This is a genomic window from Novosphingobium sp. (assembly GCF_965228995.1).
Lineage (GTDB): Bacteria > Pseudomonadota > Alphaproteobacteria > Sphingomonadales > Sphingomonadaceae > Novosphingobium.
In genome coordinates this window covers 1,832,975-1,848,221 of record NZ_OZ245852.1, presented here as the reverse complement: position 1 = coordinate 1,848,221, position 15,247 = coordinate 1,832,975, and the positions used below count along the sequence as shown (strand labels likewise).

The following is a 15,247-nucleotide window of genomic DNA, read 5'->3' as shown; positions in this document are numbered from 1 at the left end:
ACGGGACTTTCGGGCATGGTGGCGGCTGGCGATTCGCAGCGGGCCGACGCCCCTAGCCTGCCGTCTCCTTGGGCACCACGTTATATTTGCGCACTTCGTCCTGGCTCAGGCAGTAGCGCGTGGTCTTGTTCTGCGCCGAAGCGACAGCCTGCTGCCGGTACATCACTTCGGTCAGCAGCTTGCGGCTGATCCCCATGCGGATGAGGAAATCGTTGTCCTCGCTCGCCAGCAGGGCGCTGTCCTGTTCGATCTGGCCGATCAGGCGGGTCGTCTCGGCGCTGCCTTCCTCGACCGAGATCTCGATCGTGTCGCGGTCGCCGGTGTGCGTGAACATGTGGACCATGAACACGCCGCCCGGTTCGACGAAGCGCCGGTCGCCGCCCATGAACACGAAGTTGCATGCCGAAAAGCATGTCCAGCCTTTGGGGATGCGCGTGACCATGCCCGGATAACTGCGGATCACCTTGCCCGCGAGATTGCCCGCACGCGCATCGCCGCCGCGCGATTTGATCCACACTTCCTCGATCCGCTCATCGGCATCGAGCGCGGCCTTGAGGCGCACTGGCAGGGTGGAATCGATGATCCCGTCGGCGATCAGCACGTGCTTGCCGTTCTTGTCGGCCGCCGTCAGCGCAATCGCCTTGGCCTGCCCCCAATCGGGCGCCGCGGGGCACGAGGGATTGTCCTTGTCCATCAGGATCGCGGCAGGCTTCGCCGCGACAAGCGCCAGTCCGGCAGCGCCAAGCGCAAGGCTGCGCAGCACGCCCATCGATCAGGCCATCAACGCATAGCGCGCCTGGCCGGGCTTGCGGCACATGCGCTTGTTGGCGGTGGTCTCCTCGCCGTTGACGATGATCACGTCGCTGACGGTGATGCACTGCATCCCGCCGGAATCGTTGTCATTGCGCGCGACCACGGTCGAAGTGCCCGACACGTTCTCGCGCGTTTCCGAAGTCCAGGCGGACGATGCGCCCACCGGCGGCGGCGCAGTATTGTCAACCTCGCCGCGCGTCGCCTCGATCGTGGCGTTGGCGGCCTGCTTCTGCTCGGCAGGATCCAGCTTGCAGGCGATGGCGTTGGTAAGCGTGCCGGCGACATCGGAAATCGGGAAGTAGCTGGAGACCCCGGCGGACCCGGCTGCGCGGCCGAGCCCCTGCCCGATCAATCCGCCCAGCACCGCCGAACCTTCGCTCTTGCTCTTGCCCTTGGGGCAGCCGTCAGAGCTTTTCGACGAACTCGAAGGCACGCTCGGCAGCGAGGGGAAGCTGAATCCGCCAAACTGCGCGCTGGCGCTCGTCGCGACGAGGCAGGTGCCGGCGAGCAAGCCGACAGCCGCGCTGATCCGGCGGCGGAGAGACGGACGAGACGTGTTCATCACCAATGGCACCCCTGATCTGCGCGGCGCGGCCCGCCCCGGTTTGCCCGGAGCGATACCCGCCGCTGCATGGCCTTTGCTATCCGGCGAAGATTTGATCGCCGATGAACCCGATAGCGCGCATGCCTAGGCAGGGGTGTGATGTGCGTCAATGGCAGGGACATGCCGCGAAGCGGCATTCGCGCCGCGCCGGAAACGTCTGATCGATTGCCTGGGGGAAGTGGTGGAGCCTAGCGGGATCGAACCGCTGACCTCCTGCATGCCATGCAGGCGCTCTCCCAGCTGAGCTAAGGCCCCACAATTCCTGACAGAGATGCCGCTGGAGGCCCTCTGCACCGGCAGCGTTGCGCCGGAGGACCGCGCCTTTATGCGAGGCCCGGTGCGCTGGCAACACATTTTTGCACCAGCGCGTGATCGCCGCCGGAGCGCATGCGGCATGCTGCCGCCTGCACTCCGGCGTGCGGAAAAATCAGACTTCCTCGTCCTCGCCGTCGTGGCCGGGAACGCCGAGGTCATCGTCGCCACCAAGGTCGACGTCGTTGTCCGGCGAATCGGCATCCTCGTCGATGTCGAGGTCCTCGTCGGCGAGGTCCACGTCGGGTACGACGTCGACCTTTTCCTTCTGGATCTCCTCGTAGGGGATCGGCTGCTTTGACTTGAGCACGGGCTCAGGCGTCCACGTATACTTGCATTCGACACAGGTGACCGGGTCATCCTTGCCCAAGTCGTAGAAGCGGGTGCCACACTTCGGGCAGCCGTGCTTTGCGCCCCATTCAGGCTTGACCATGCGAAATCCTTAAACTTGCGCCCGCAACAGATGGCGGGAGCATCAATGTATTTTGCTTGATGGGGGCGCAGTGGCCGGGAATCAAGCGCGGCGCGCGCCTTGCCATAGGCGCGGGGCGCTGTCAAAAGCGCGCCGGTTTTCAAGACGTCTCCTGCCCCGGAAAGAGCTTTCCCAGTGCATTCAGCCGAAACTTCCGCTCCGCGCCCTCGCCGCTTCATCGCCGCCGGGCCGCTCACCGGGCGGATCCGCGTTCCCGGCGACAAATCGATCAGCCACCGCTCGATCATGCTGGGCGCGCTGGCGGTTGGCCGCACGCGGGTGACGGGGCTGCTGGAAGGCGAAGACGTGATGGCCACCGCCGCCGCCATGCGCGCGATGGGCGCTGCGATCGCTCGTGAGCCAGGCGGCGCCAATGGCCCGGAGTGGGTGATCGACGGCGTGGGCGTGGGCAGCCTGCTCCAGCCGCAGCAGGCGCTTGATATGGGCAATTCGGGCACGTCGACCCGCCTCCTCATGGGCCTCGTTGCCAGCCATCCGATTACCGCCACCTTCATTGGCGATGCCAGCCTTTCGAAGCGGCCGATGGGCCGGGTGATCGAGCCGCTTTCGCAGATGGGCGCGGATTTCACTGCGGCACCGGGCGGCCGCCTGCCGCTGACGTTGCGCGGCATCGCGCCCGCTGTGCCGATCAGCTACCGCCTCCCGGTCGCCTCGGCGCAAGTGAAAAGCGCGGTGCTGCTGGCCGGGCTCAACACCCCGGGCACGACGACGGTGATCGAACCCATCCCCACGCGCGATCATTCGGAGCGCATGCTGCGCGGCTTCGGCGCAGACCTTGCGGTCGAAGTCGCCGCAGACGGCACGCGGACCATCCACATCACCGGCGAGGCGGAACTCCGGCCGCAGACCATCGAAGTTCCGGGCGATCCCTCTTCCGCCGCGTTCTTCATTGTCGCGGCGCTGCTGGTGCCGGGCTCCGACCTCGTGATCGAGAACGTCGGGCTCAACCCCACGCGCGCCGCGCTGATTGGCGTGCTGCGCGACATGGGCGGCCAGATCGAGGAACTGGACCGCCGCGATGTCGGCGGTGAACCGGTGGCGGACCTGCGAGTGCGCCATTCCGCACTCACCGGGATCGAGGTCGATCCGGCGGTCGTGCCAAGCATGGTCGATGAATTCCCGGTGCTGTTCGTTGCCGCTGCGCTCGCGACAGGCCGCACGGTAACGCGCGGCCTTGATGAACTGCGCGTCAAGGAAAGTGACCGCATCGCGGCAATGCGCGCCGCGCTGGAACAGGTAGGCGCCCGGGTCACCGAGACCGAGGACGGCCTCATCATCGACGGTACCGGCGGGGAACCGCTGCGCGGGGCCAACAATGCCCCCATCGCCACGCACCTCGACCACCGCATCGCCATGAGCATGGCGGTGGCCGGCCTTGCCAGCATAGGCGGCGTAGAGATCGACGATACCCGCCCCATCGCCACCAGCTTCCCCGTGTTCGAAGCGCTGCTGGACAAGGCTAGCGGGGCGGCATGATCATCGCCATCGATGGCCCGACCGCTTCGGGCAAGGGCACGATCGCGAAGGCGCTCGCTGCGCACTACGCCCTGCCGCACCTCGATACCGGGCTGCTTTACCGCGCAGTCGGACGGCAGGTGTTCCTCACCGGCGGCAATCCCGACGATCCAGACCAGGCCCTTGCGGCGGCGGACTTTCCGGAAGGGCTGCTCGATGATCCGGAGCTGCGCAGCGAAGCGACCGGTGCGCTTGCCAGCCGGGTTTCGATACACCCCGGTGTGCGCGCCGCGCTGCTCGCACGCCAGCAAGCCTTTGCCCGCCAGCCGGGCGGCGCAGTGCTCGACGGCCGCGATATCGCCACAGTGATCGCGCCCGAGGCCGAGGCCAAGCTCTTCGTCACTGCCAGCGTCGCCGCGCGCGCCATGCGGCGCTGGGCGGAAATGCAGAAGCGCGGCGAGAGCGTGACCCGCGCGGAGATCGAGGCAGACCTCGCCGCCCGCGACGAGCGCGACCGCAACCGCGCCGCCGCGCCGCTGCGTCAGGCCGCAGGCGCCGCGCTGCTCGATACGTCCGCGCTCCCTATCGAAGCGGCCATCGCGGCGGCGATTGCGTTGGTCGAGAAGCAGCTTACGGCTTGACAACCACTTTTCCATAACGCGATATATAACGCGTTATGCGAAAGGGGGATGCCGTGACCGATATCTTGCGCGAAGCCGGACCTGTGTTTCTGGGAAGCCGGCTCAAGCGGCTTGCCGAGCGGATGCAGGCCGAGGCTGCCATCGCGATTGCCGAAGCAGGACTGACCTGCCAGCCGGGCCACATGGCGCTCCTCGCCACCCTGGCGCGAGGGCCGCAGAGCATCAGCCAGCTTGTCGCGGTCGTTGGCACCAGCCAGCCGGGCGTGACCCGCGCGGTGGGTCAACTCGCTCAGCTCGGCCTCGTCGAAACCGTGACCGGGCGCGACCAGCGCCAGCGGCTCGTTTCGCTCACACCGCAGGGAGAGGAAGCCCACGCCGCCGCGATCACCGATGTCTGGCCGCGCATGGGCGGTGCCGTGCGCTCGGTGCTGGCCAGCATTCCCGGCGATTTCCTAGGGGATGTCGAACGGATCGAGGAAGCCCTGGCCTCCCGCCCGCTGCTTGACCGGGTCGGCCCGGCGCGCCGGACGGTTCTGCGCCTGCGCGAATTCAGCGACGAGCTTGCGGGGGCTTTCCACGACATCAACAAGCAGTGGATCGAGGCAATGTTCGTGCTCGAACCGGTCGACCGCGAAGTGCTCGAGAACCCTCGCGAAAAGATCATCGACGTTGGCGGCACGATCCTGTTCGTCGAAGCCGAAGGTCTTGGCGTGGTCGGCACCTGCGCCCTCAAGCCGACGGGCGGCGGCAGCTACGAACTCACCAAGATGGGCGTGCTCGAAAGCGCGCGCGGGCTTGGCGCAGGTGCCTTCCTGCTGGCTGCCGCGATAGCGCGGGCCCGGCGGATCGGGGCCGATCCGCTGTACCTGCTCACCAACCACACCTGCGAAGCGGCGATCCACCTCTACGAGAAGCTGGGCTTTCGCCACGATGGCGGGATCATGGCGGACTACGGCACCCGCTATGCCCGCTGCGATGTGGCGATGCGCTATGTGCCTTAAGCGGCATTCTCCATGTGCCCGCCGGCCAGCGGCTGCGCAATGTAGACCGCGACATCGCCGACGCCCTTGAGCCCGATCGTCACCGGCTCGCCGAAGCCCTCACGGTCACGCGCGCGCAGCCAGGTGATTTCGGAAACCGCGATACCGTTGACCGGGGCCGTGGCATCGAGGCGCGCGGCGATGTTCACGGTGTCGCCCCAATAGTCATAGGCCATGCGCGTCTCGCCGATCACCCCGCCGACCACCGGGCCGCTGTGGATGCCTGCACGCAGGGCAACTTCGATCCCCGCCCCCTTGCCCATTTCGGGCACGCCCGCGATCACCGCACGGGCAAAGGCGATGGCGGCATCGGCGCTGTTGCCCGAAGGCACGTTGCCCCCGGCGATGGCGAGATAGGCATCCCCCACTGTCTTCACCTTCTCCACGCCGAACTCACGCGCGCAGGCATCGGCATGGTTGAAGAAGGCGTTGAGCAGTTCAACCAGATGGCCGGGCGAGACGCGCTTGGCCAGGGTGGAAAAGCCCACCATGTCGATGAAGATCACGCTCGCGTCGGCATAGGAATCGGCGACCAGCAGCCCGCTGCGAATGCGGTTCACTGCGGCCGGCGGCAACATGTTGAGCACCAGTTCCTCGTTGCGCGCCCGTTCGGAGTCTAGCGAATCCGCCAGCTGGAACGCCGCGCGGCTGGTGCGGCCGACCGCGAGGTTGATCGCGACCATGACCACCGCGCCGCTTGAGTAGCTGAGCACGGAATAGACCACGCCCGAGATATGCGGCTGCCCGTTGCTGATCTGCGCGAACCACGCGAGCGCATCGAGCGCCAGCCAGCCAAGGAACGCTCGCGGCCGTCCGGCGAGCGTGACAGCAGCAAAGGCGGTGATGATGAGCCGGTCGATTACCCCGACCGCGTAAAGCGTCGCATCAAGGCTCGCGAGGTGCTCAAACAGCACCATGTTGATCTTGCCGACCAGCAGCGACAGCGTGAGCAGCGCGATGAAATCGATCAGGACAAAGCGGATATAACCGGCCCAGAACGTCGTGCCGATGTAGGCACCGCAGACCAGCAGCGCGAAGCCGAGGAAGATCGCGAGCTGCGCGTTGTCGGTCGGCGCGAGGAACATCGGGTTGACGATCGAATAGGCCAGCGCAACGACCATGAAGATCACGCCGTAGAGCCGCACGAACGGAAGCCGCAGCGTACGCGCCCTCTCGGAGTAGCGGCGCTCCGTCTCGTCGTCGGCAAAACGGCTGAACAGGCCTGGTCGGCTCATCGCGATGGCGCTCTTGGCTTCAACACTCACTGGTGCCTCCCCACAGCAGTTGGCAGTCTGCCAAGCCGTTGCCCCGCTCTCTTATTCCCCAATGCTTGCAGGAAAGACAATGATTTACTGCGGATCGGGGGGTCTCCCCCCCGCGTTAATGCGTAGGGCCTGAAGGATCGCGGACTGCTGCCGTTCTCAATGCATGTGGTAAACGGCAGCGGCAGCGGCAGGAGCAGACCATGACGGACGAATTGGACGGAACGTGGCGGATCAACCACCGGCGTACGCGCCGCGTCGGTTTCGAGCTTCCGGTGCGCTGCAAACATGGCGTGACCCGGTCAACGGTCATGCTTAAGGACATGACGACCCACGGCGCGCGGATCGAGGGGATCCCCCGCCACCGCATCGGCGATACCGTCACGCTGTTTCTGCCCGAACTGGCGCCCAAGCTGGCCGTTGTGATCTGGTCGGAGGACAAGACGTCCGGCCTCGAATTCGAACTGCCGCTGCATGAGAACATCTTTGCGAACCTTGTCGCCGATTTCGCGATCGGGCATCTGCAACGGCTCGAGATGGCCCGGCCTCTGACGGATAATGCCGCCAAGGCGGAACCGGCAGTGCCGCCGACGCGCCACGCGGCCTGAAACTGCCAATTCCAGCTTGCATCTTCATCAGATCACGCTAAGGGCCAGCGCTTCCGCGAGAAGGGCGCTGCCCATGCGCGGAAATCGAAGAAAGCCGGAGGGGCCCCGCAATACCGCGGATCAGCCAGCGATCGGTTAGATTGATGAAGGACGCAAGGCCCATGCCTCTGTACGAGCATGTCTTCCTTGCGCGTCAGGATCTGAGCCAGGCTCAGGTTGACGCGCTTGCCGCCACCGCCACCGAAATCGTCGAGAGCAACAACGGGAAGGTCATCAAGACCGAGACCTGGGGGCTCCGTTCGCTGGCATACAAGATCCAGAAGAACCGCAAGGCGCACTTCGTGCTGCTCGACATCGAAGCGCCTGCCGGCGTGGTTGCCGAGCTTGAGCGCCAGACCGCGATCAACGAGGACGTGATCCGCTTCATGACCGTGCGTGTTGACGCCCATGAAGCCGGCCCCTCGGTGATGATGCGCAAGAACGACCGCGAGCGGACCCGCCGCCGCGAACGCGAAGGGGAATAAGCCATGGCTCGTCCGTTTTTCCGTCGCCGCAAGTCGTGCCCGTTCTCGGGCAAGGGCGCCCCTGTCATCGACTACAAGGACGTGCGCCTGCTTCAGGGCTTCATGTCCGAGCGTGGCAAGATCGTGCCTTCGCGCATTACCGCCGTTTCGGCAAAGAAGCAGCGTGAGCTGGGCCAGGCGATCAAGCGCGCCCGGCACATCGGCCTGCTTCCCTACATCGTCAAGTAAGGAGCGCAGACCATGCAGATCATCCTGCTCGAGCGCATCGAGAAGCTGGGCTCCATCGGCGACGTTGTCACCGTCAAGGACGGCTACGCGCGCAACTTCCTGCTGCCCAACAAGAAGGCGCTTCGCGCCAACGAAGCCAACCGCAAGGTCTTCGAATCCAACCGCGCGCGGATCGAGGCGGACAACGCTGCTCGCCGCGAAGAGGCCAAGCTCGAATCCGCCAATGTCGAGGGCAAGGAAGTGGTGCTGATCCGCGCCTCGTCCAACTCCGGCCAGCTCTACGGCTCGGTCTCGGTGCGCGACATCGTCGATGCGCTGGTCGAACAGGGCGCCAAGGTGACCAAGGCGATGGTCGTGCTTGAACGCCCGATCAAGGCGATCGGCATCTCGACCGTCAAGGTCTCGCTGCACCCCGAAGTGAGCGTTACCGTCAAGGTCAACGTCGCCCGGTCGGCCGACGAAGCCGCGCTGCAGTCGCAGGGCGTCGACGTCATCGATGCGATGTTCGATGCCGAAGTCGGTGGTTTCACCGAGGATTACGATCCCAATGCCGAACCGGGCGAAATCCCGGCCGACCTGCTTGAGGACCGTGCCGCAGACGCGGACGCCTGAGGCAAGGCCAAACGGCAACAAAAAAGGGGCGCTTCCGGCAAGGAAGCGCCCCTTTTTTCTTGCAGAAACACAGCAGGCGCGCAGAGCCCGACGCCCCTCCCCTCACATCACGAAATCGGCCGCCACGAGGGCGCTCGCACTGGTCACGAGGATCGCGAAGTCGGCCACCTTGTCGCCATTCACGTCGCCCTGGACTAGCCACTGGCCGCTCTGCGCGGTCACCGTCAAGGCGCCGTGCGTCCCGTCGAAGCTCGCCATCAGCTTGAACGCGCCGTCGCCCGCATCGGCACCATTGGCATCGATCCTGGAGAGATCGATGAGATCATGCTCGGCGTGGGAGAAATCGTAGATCGTGTCGCGGAACTTGGTATCGAGACCCGCATCCTGCAGGCTGTTGTAGACGAAAGTGTCTGCCCCGGCGCCGCCGAACAGAGCGTCGATGCCCTGCCCGCCGATCAGGATGTCGTTGCCGCCAAAGCCCCGCAGCGCATCGTTGCCCGCGCCGCCGGTCAGGGTATTGGCCGCCTCATTGCCGCTGATCGCGTTGTCGCCGGAGTTGCCGGTGCCGTTGATGGCCGCCGTCCCCATGAGGATGAGGTTCTCGACGTTGTCGCCAAGCGTAAAGCTCACTGTCGACTTCACCATATCCACGCCGGCGTTGGCCTGCTCGACAACCTTGTCGCCGACATTGTCGACGACGTAGATGTCGTTGCCGCCCATGCCCGCCATGGTGTCGGCGCCGGCCAGGCCATCGAGGTAGTTGGCGTTGCCGTTGCCGGTGATCTGATTGGCAAGATCATTGCCGGTGCCGTTGGTGGCGGCCCCGTCAAGCACCAGATTTTCAAGCGTGGCTCCGAGCGTATAGTTCACCGAGCTGATCACCGTATCGGTGCCCTCACCCGCCAGTTCGATCACCTTGTCGGCGGTGCTCGAGACCACGTAGGTGTCGTTGCCGGTGCCGCCGGTCATCGTGTCGTTGCCCGAACCGCCGTCGAGCAGGTCGTTGCCGGTCCCGCCGTTCAGGACATCGTTTCCGGCCCCGCCGTAGAGCGTGTCATCACCGATGCCGCCGGAAATATCATCGTTGCCGCTGCCGCCGGTCAGTTCGTTGGCAAGGCCATTGCCGGTCAGCTTGGTGCTGGTGGAGGACTCCACCACGACATTCTCGACATAGGGGCCAAGCGCGTAGCTGGTGATGCTGGTGCCAGTGATGTGCACGGTATCAATGCCACCAGAAGGATCGAAGGCTTCGGACACCACGTCGCCGGGGTTGTCGATCCAGTAGCTGTCCGAGCCCGCGCCGCCGATCATGACATCCGCGCCGGTGCCGCCGATCAGCGTATCATTGCCGGCCCCGCCGACGAGCCGGTCATTGCCGTCCCCGCCCTCGAGCAAGTTCGACTGTTCGTTGCCGGTGATGATGTTGTCCTTGGCGTTGCCCGCGCCGTTCACTGCAGTCCCCGCGAGCACAAGCGACTTGGCCTCTACCGCCAGCTTCACGTTGAGCCCCGAAGTGACAGTCACATTCGGCGCAGCGGCGCTGCCGACGAGCGGTGCCGTGCCTGGTCCCGGAGGCGGTAGCGGCGTCGTGCCGAGCAGTTCGTTGAGCCAGTAAGTCACCGTCTCGACGCGCGCGTTGGCATTGCCGTCCTCATTGAGGAAGCGGTCCCACCGGGTGTCGAATCCGATATGGTAGATGCCGTCCATCACCGTGTTCACCGCTTCCTCACCCAGCAGATAGCTTGCTCCGCCATCGCCCTGGATGAGGTGGAAACCGGTTTCGATGCCGTTCTCGTCATTCCCGTGGGCGGCGAGGAAGGCGGCCTGCCGGTTGGCGTGGATCCACGCCGAAAGGTCGTACGTCTCCGCGACGGTGAGGTGCCCATCGTCGAGCGCGCCCGTGGCCTCGATCGCATCGATAATGATGTGGTTGAGCTTGTCGGCCGCCGCCGCCCCTTCGCGGATCTGGGTGGCAGAAATGTTGTTCCTGAGGCCAACATCTTCGCCGATCATCTGGATGAGCTGGTCGAGCCCGGTCCCGGTTGTCCCCACCGGGCCATCATAGGCATAGGGCAGCCCGCCCGCGGGCATCGGTCCGTTTGCGGCAAGTGCGGCCTTGTAGTCGTCGATCGAGGCATAGAACCGGTCTGCGCCGACGGGATAGCCATCAAGCTCCAGCCGCAGCCCCTCCGCCCCGGTGTTGTCGAAGTAATAGAGGTCGACCGCGTAGAGCCCGGCCTTGTCGACATTGATTGTTTCGCTGGTACCCGAGAAGCCGCGATTGCCAGCAAAGCTCGAAAGCTCATCGCCGCCCAGCTTGAGCAGAAAGCCGTCGTCCGAGCGTACGTTGACAAGGTGCTGGCCCTTGTCGAGCCAGACATACCCCTGCAACCTGAGGCCGATGGTATTCATCGCGGTCGTGTCGCCGCCGTCGGTCAGGCTCGCCTTGCCGTCGAGGAACTGGCCCAGCGTCGCCACTTCCTTGAACCCGCCGAAGTCGACCGTTTTGGCGGTAAGGTGGAAATTGGCGGTCTTGGTCGCGGTCTGCGCGATCAGGTCGTCGATGGAATCGAAATTGGTACCGCGATCGAACACCTCCCCCTTGAGGCCGGTGCCCGCGCGCGCAGCAGGCTGTTCGCCTTCAAGCGCAGCGGCGCCGTTCCATTCCGTCGGCAAGGCACCTGAATGGTTGATCGCCCGCAGTTCGAACGGATCGAGGATGCGGTCATAAATGGCGAGGTTGCCGACCTTGCCATCGAGATGGCTGTCAAGCGTGCCGGGATGGCTCGCATCGCGGCTCCACGTACCCGCCCCCAGCACGAGACTGCGCGTATTCGGACCAAGGCCGCTGGTGGCATCGACATCCGCTGCCACGCGCTTGCCATCGAGGAACAGCCCCAGGCCATCCTGGCCGAACGTGATCGCCAGCGAATACTGGCGGCCGCTCTCGATCGTCACGCCCTCGGCCTTGAGCCACCAGTCGCGGGTGCCGTCCTGCAGGACGACATAAAGTTCGCCATTGCGCACGAACGCGGTGATGTCGCCGTCCGCGTTCGATGCGCCGTCCTTCGAGAACACCACGTGGGTCCCGCCGTCATCGGCATGGTTGGCAAGGAAATCGAGCGCGATCGTGCCTTCGGCGACGCTGGTGTCCGGAAGCTTGCCAAGATCCACCGCACCCTTGCCGCCGGCATCGACGACAAGCCCGGCCCGGCTGAACACGAGATCGGGCTTGAGCGTTGCGGCATCGACCGGAGCGTGGCTCGAATGCAGCGAGCCGGACGCAAGGTCCTTCGCCAGCAGCAGGCTGATCCAGTCGGAGGTATCGGTAATCCGCTGGTTCGCGTTGCCGTCCTCGTTCTCGAAGCGATCGCCCGAGATCTTGAAGCCGATGTGATAGATGCCGTCAGCCACGGTATCGACCGAGAGATCGCCGTAGATGTAGTCGCGCCCGCCATCGCCCTGGGCGTAGTGCAGCCCGCTTTCGAACGCGCCGTTGTCGTCGCCGTGGAGCTTGGTCCACTCGGCGAGTTTGTTGACGATGATCCAGTGATTGAGGTCGACCATGTCCATCGGGTCGAGCTTGTTGTCATCGGCGACGCCGGTTTCCTTGATCGCCTGGAGCATGATCTTGGCCATGCCATCAGCTGCCTTGGCAGCATCGTTGATCTGCTTCTGCGAGATGCGGTGGTTGAGGCCGATATCATCGAGCAGCCGCTCGGTCAGGAGATCGAGGCCAGTGCCGGTGGTGCCGTGCGCCTGCGGATCGGCCTTGCTGTTCTTGAGCGTACCCGCCGTCAGTTCGGGCTCGAGGAACGTGTTGAGCCAGTGCGCCACATCATCGACGCCCGGGCCCCAGTAATTCTTCGGAGACGTCAGGTGGCCGTCCTTGATCTCGTAGGCAAGGCTGTAGATCCCGTCGAGCACACGGTCCACACCGGCCTCGCCGAACAGGCGGGTGACGGCGCCATCGCCGGAGACTTGCTGGAAGCCGGTCTCGATGCCGTTCTTGTCGGTGCCATAGAGAGCCGTGAACTTGCCGTAGCCGCTGCTGCGCAGATAGGAATTGAGCGAATAAACGTCCGAAACGGTAATCTCGCCATCATTGGCGAGGCCGAGGGCCTTGATCGCGCTCACGATCATGCCGTTCATCGCATCGGCTGCCGCTGCCCCTTCACGGATGGCCGCGCCGGAAGTCCCCATGTTGAGGCCGTAGTCGCTCGCGATCAGATCGATGGCACGGTCGAGTCCCGTGCCGGTAGTCCCTATGATCCCCATCATGCATCTCCTTGGCTTCAGGCCTTATGTGGAGTGCATGCCGAAGGAGGTTTTAAGTACAATGGCTGCGGAGAAGCCCTAAGGGATTAACCTATATCCTAAAGACTTGAGCATTACCCGGTCGCTCCGATTTTTGGGTGTTCCAAGAAACGGCATTTGATCCCAGACACTTGCACACCTATGTTGAGAACGATTGGTCGGGAGCGGGTAATGAAGCGTGCACATGCCGTCGCAGTTGCGGCACTTCTCATCGGGGTCGCCCCGGTTAACGCCTTCGGGAAAAGTTCCGAAATAATCGGTGAGGCGAAAATCCAACGGGACGAGTGGGGCATCGCCCATGTCTCGGGCAAGACCGATGCCGATGCAATCTACGGCATGATCTACGCGCAGGCCGAGGACGACTTCCCGCGAATCGAGCGCAATTACCTCGTCAGCCTCGGCCGTCTCGCCGAAGCGGAAGGCACGACCGCGGTGTGGCAGGACCTGCGCCAGCGGCTCTGGGTCGATCCTGACGTACTGAAAACGGACTACGCGAAAAGCCCTGTCTGGCTGCGCAAGCTGATGGACGCATGGGCTGCCGGCCTTAACGCATACCTTGCCGATCATCCCGAGGTTAAACCGAAAGTCCTTACGCATTTCGAACCCTGGATGGCGCTGAGCTTCACCGAAGGCAGCATCGGCGGCAATATCGAACACATCCCGCTTTCGCAGATCGAGGCGTTCTACGGCGCCCGCAAGGTTGCCATGACCGACGACGAGCTTGGCCGCCGCCTCAAGGAACCGGCCGGGTCCAACGGCATCGCCATCGCACCCTCGCGCACGGCGGATGGCCATGCGCTGCTGCTCATCAATCCGCACACCAGCTTCTATTTCCGCGCCGAACAGCAAGTGACGAGCGGCGAAGGTCTCAACGCGTATGGCGCGGCGACATGGGGGCAGTTCTTCATCTACCAGGGCTTCAATGCGGATGCGGGGTGGATGCACACCACCAGCGGCATCGACAATGTCGACGAGTTTGCCGAAACCGTGATCCAGCGCGATGGCCAGCCGCCGGCCTATCGTATCGGCGATGTGGTGAAGCCCTTCACCACGCAGACCGTCACGCTCAAAGTGCGGCAGGCGGACGGCACGTTCGGCGAACTCCGGTTCACCACTTATGCGAGCGAACATGGCCCGGTGGTGCGCGAGGAAGGCGGCAAGTGGATCACCACCGAGCTGATGAACCGCCCGATACCCGCACTGGAGCAGAGCTTCCTGCGCACCAAGACGCATGATCTGGCGAGCTTCCTCAAGGTCGCGGAGCTCAAGGCGAATGCGTCCAACAACACGCTGTTTGCGGACAGCAAGGGCGAGATTGCCTATCTCCATCCGCAGTTCGTGCCGGTGCGCGATGATAGCTTCGACTGGCGAAAGCCCGTCGATGGCAGCAATCCCGCCGCGCGCTGGCAGGGCGATCATGCGGTGGCCAGCCTGCCCAATGTGCTGAAACCGGCCAACGGGTGGGTGTTCAATGTCAACAACGCGCCGTGGACTGCTGCCGGTCCCGACAGCCCCAAGCCCGAGGCGTTCCCGCGCTACATGGACCAGGCTGGCCAGAACGCGCGCGAGGCGCATGCCCGCGCGGTGCTGGGCGACAGACGCGACTTCACGCTCGAAAAGCTGATGGCCGCCGCCTACGATCCCGCTCTCCCCGCGTTTGATCGCCTGCTGCCCCAGCTCTTAGCCGCAAACGCCGCCGCGCCCGATACGAAGCGCGAAGGGCCGATCGCGCTGCTCAAGGGGTGGGACCACAAGTGGGCGCTGAACTCTACCGCCACCAGCCTCGCGGTCGGCTATGCCGAGGCACTGTGGAACCGGGTTTCGCAGATCAGCGATGGCGACGAGGAAAGCCTGTGGGAGCGGATGAACAATCGCATCACCGATGCCCAGCGCCTCGCCGCGCTCGATGATGCGGTAAACCGCCTCGTCAGCGATTTCGGCTCGTGGCAGGTGCAGTGGGGCGCGATCAACCGCTACCAGCGCAATGACGGCGCGATCACGCAGGTGTTTGACGATGCCAAGCCCAGCACGCCGATCGCGTTCGCCAGCGGCAACTGGGGCAGTCTCGCCTCGTTCGGGGCGCAGCGCTATCCCGGGACCAGGCGGATGTATGGCACCAGCGGCAACAGCTTCGTCGCGGTGGTCGAGTTCGGACCCAAGGTCCGTGCCCGCGCGGTGAGTATCGGCGGGACCAGCGCCGACCCGGCCTCACCCCATTTCGGCGATCAGGTGGACCGCTATGCCACCGGCAACTTGCGCGAGGTGTGGTTCTACCCGGAGGACCTCAAGGGCCACGTGGTCTCCACAAGGTTGCTCAAACGAATGCGCTGATACCCCG

The 15,247-nt window shown here is 64.7% G+C and carries 13 protein-coding genes and 1 tRNA gene; 8 read left to right on the top strand and 6 right to left on the bottom strand.

What is annotated here, in order from left to right:
• Positions 1-52: 52 nt before the first annotated feature.
• The 4 genes from ACO056_RS08715 to ACO056_RS08700 form a co-directional block, all read right to left on the bottom strand.
• Complete coding sequence (locus tag ACO056_RS08715) at positions 53-769, bottom strand: hypothetical protein (protein WP_421854736.1); 717 nt, start codon at positions 767-769, stop codon at positions 53-55.
• Between the two features lie 3 nt (positions 770-772).
• On the bottom strand, positions 773-1,375 hold the full coding sequence (locus tag ACO056_RS08710; protein WP_421854733.1) for a hypothetical protein: 603 nt from the start codon (positions 1,373-1,375) through the stop codon (positions 773-775).
• Between the two features lie 221 nt (positions 1,376-1,596).
• Positions 1,597-1,672: transfer RNA gene (locus ACO056_RS08705), tRNA-Ala, on the bottom strand.
• Positions 1,673-1,844: 172 nt separating this feature from the next.
• The gene (locus ACO056_RS08700; RefSeq protein ID WP_421854730.1) at positions 1,845-2,162 is read right to left on the bottom strand and encodes an FYDLN acid domain-containing protein; all 318 of its coding nucleotides are present in this window, start codon (positions 2,160-2,162) and stop codon (positions 1,845-1,847) included.
• A 174-nt stretch (positions 2,163-2,336) separates the two neighbouring features.
• On the opposite strand from ACO056_RS08700, the gene aroA reads away from it, so the two are divergent.
• From aroA to ACO056_RS08685, 3 genes are read left to right on the top strand one after another with little or no spacing between them, the layout of a single operon-like run.
• Positions 2,337-3,698, top strand: coding sequence for a 3-phosphoshikimate 1-carboxyvinyltransferase (gene aroA / locus ACO056_RS08695; protein ID WP_421854727.1), 1,362 nt, complete (start codon positions 2,337-2,339; stop codon positions 3,696-3,698).
• The gene (locus tag ACO056_RS08690) at positions 3,695-4,318 is read left to right on the top strand and encodes a (d)CMP kinase (RefSeq protein WP_421854724.1); all 624 of its coding nucleotides are present in this window, start codon (positions 3,695-3,697) and stop codon (positions 4,316-4,318) included. The genes aroA and ACO056_RS08690 overlap by 4 nt, the downstream gene beginning before the upstream one ends.
• Positions 4,319-4,371: 53 nt before the next feature.
• Positions 4,372-5,319, top strand: a complete 948-nt coding sequence (locus tag ACO056_RS08685) for a GNAT family N-acetyltransferase (protein ID WP_421854722.1) — start codon at positions 4,372-4,374, stop codon at positions 5,317-5,319.
• Here the strand turns inward: ACO056_RS08685 and ACO056_RS08680 are convergent.
• Complete coding sequence (locus ACO056_RS08680; protein ID WP_421854719.1) at positions 5,316-6,623, bottom strand: adenylate/guanylate cyclase domain-containing protein; 1,308 nt, start codon at positions 6,621-6,623, stop codon at positions 5,316-5,318. The genes ACO056_RS08685 and ACO056_RS08680 overlap by 4 nt on opposite strands.
• Before the next feature lie 200 nt (positions 6,624-6,823).
• On the opposite strand from ACO056_RS08680, the gene ACO056_RS08675 reads away from it, so the two are divergent.
• From ACO056_RS08675 to rplI, 4 genes are all read left to right on the top strand, one after another.
• Positions 6,824-7,228 carry a PilZ domain-containing protein gene (locus ACO056_RS08675; RefSeq protein ID WP_421854715.1) on the top strand — a complete coding sequence of 135 codons (405 nt, stop codon included), beginning with the start codon at positions 6,824-6,826 and terminating at the stop codon, positions 7,226-7,228.
• A gap of 161 nt (positions 7,229-7,389) precedes the next feature.
• Positions 7,390-7,752, top strand: a complete 363-nt coding sequence (gene rpsF / locus ACO056_RS08670; protein ID WP_421837518.1) for a 30S ribosomal protein S6 — start codon at positions 7,390-7,392, stop codon at positions 7,750-7,752.
• Positions 7,753-7,755: 3 nt separating this feature from the next.
• Positions 7,756-7,980, top strand: coding sequence for a 30S ribosomal protein S18 (gene rpsR / locus ACO056_RS08665; RefSeq protein ID WP_054121790.1), 225 nt, complete (start codon positions 7,756-7,758; stop codon positions 7,978-7,980).
• A gap of 12 nt (positions 7,981-7,992) precedes the next feature.
• Entirely contained in the window at positions 7,993-8,592 is a 600-nt protein-coding gene (gene rplI, locus ACO056_RS08660) for a 50S ribosomal protein L9 (protein WP_421854712.1), read from the top strand.
• A gap of 102 nt (positions 8,593-8,694) precedes the next feature.
• Here rplI and ACO056_RS08655 read toward each other — a convergent pair whose 3' ends face one another.
• On the bottom strand, positions 8,695-12,873 hold the full coding sequence (locus tag ACO056_RS08655) for a LamG-like jellyroll fold domain-containing protein (protein WP_421854709.1): 4,179 nt from the start codon (positions 12,871-12,873) through the stop codon (positions 8,695-8,697).
• A gap of 207 nt (positions 12,874-13,080) precedes the next feature.
• On the opposite strand from ACO056_RS08655, the gene ACO056_RS08650 reads away from it, so the two are divergent.
• Entirely contained in the window at positions 13,081-15,240 is a 2,160-nt protein-coding gene (locus tag ACO056_RS08650; RefSeq protein ID WP_421854706.1) for a penicillin acylase family protein, read from the top strand.
• The last annotated feature ends 7 nt before the right edge of the window (positions 15,241-15,247 follow it).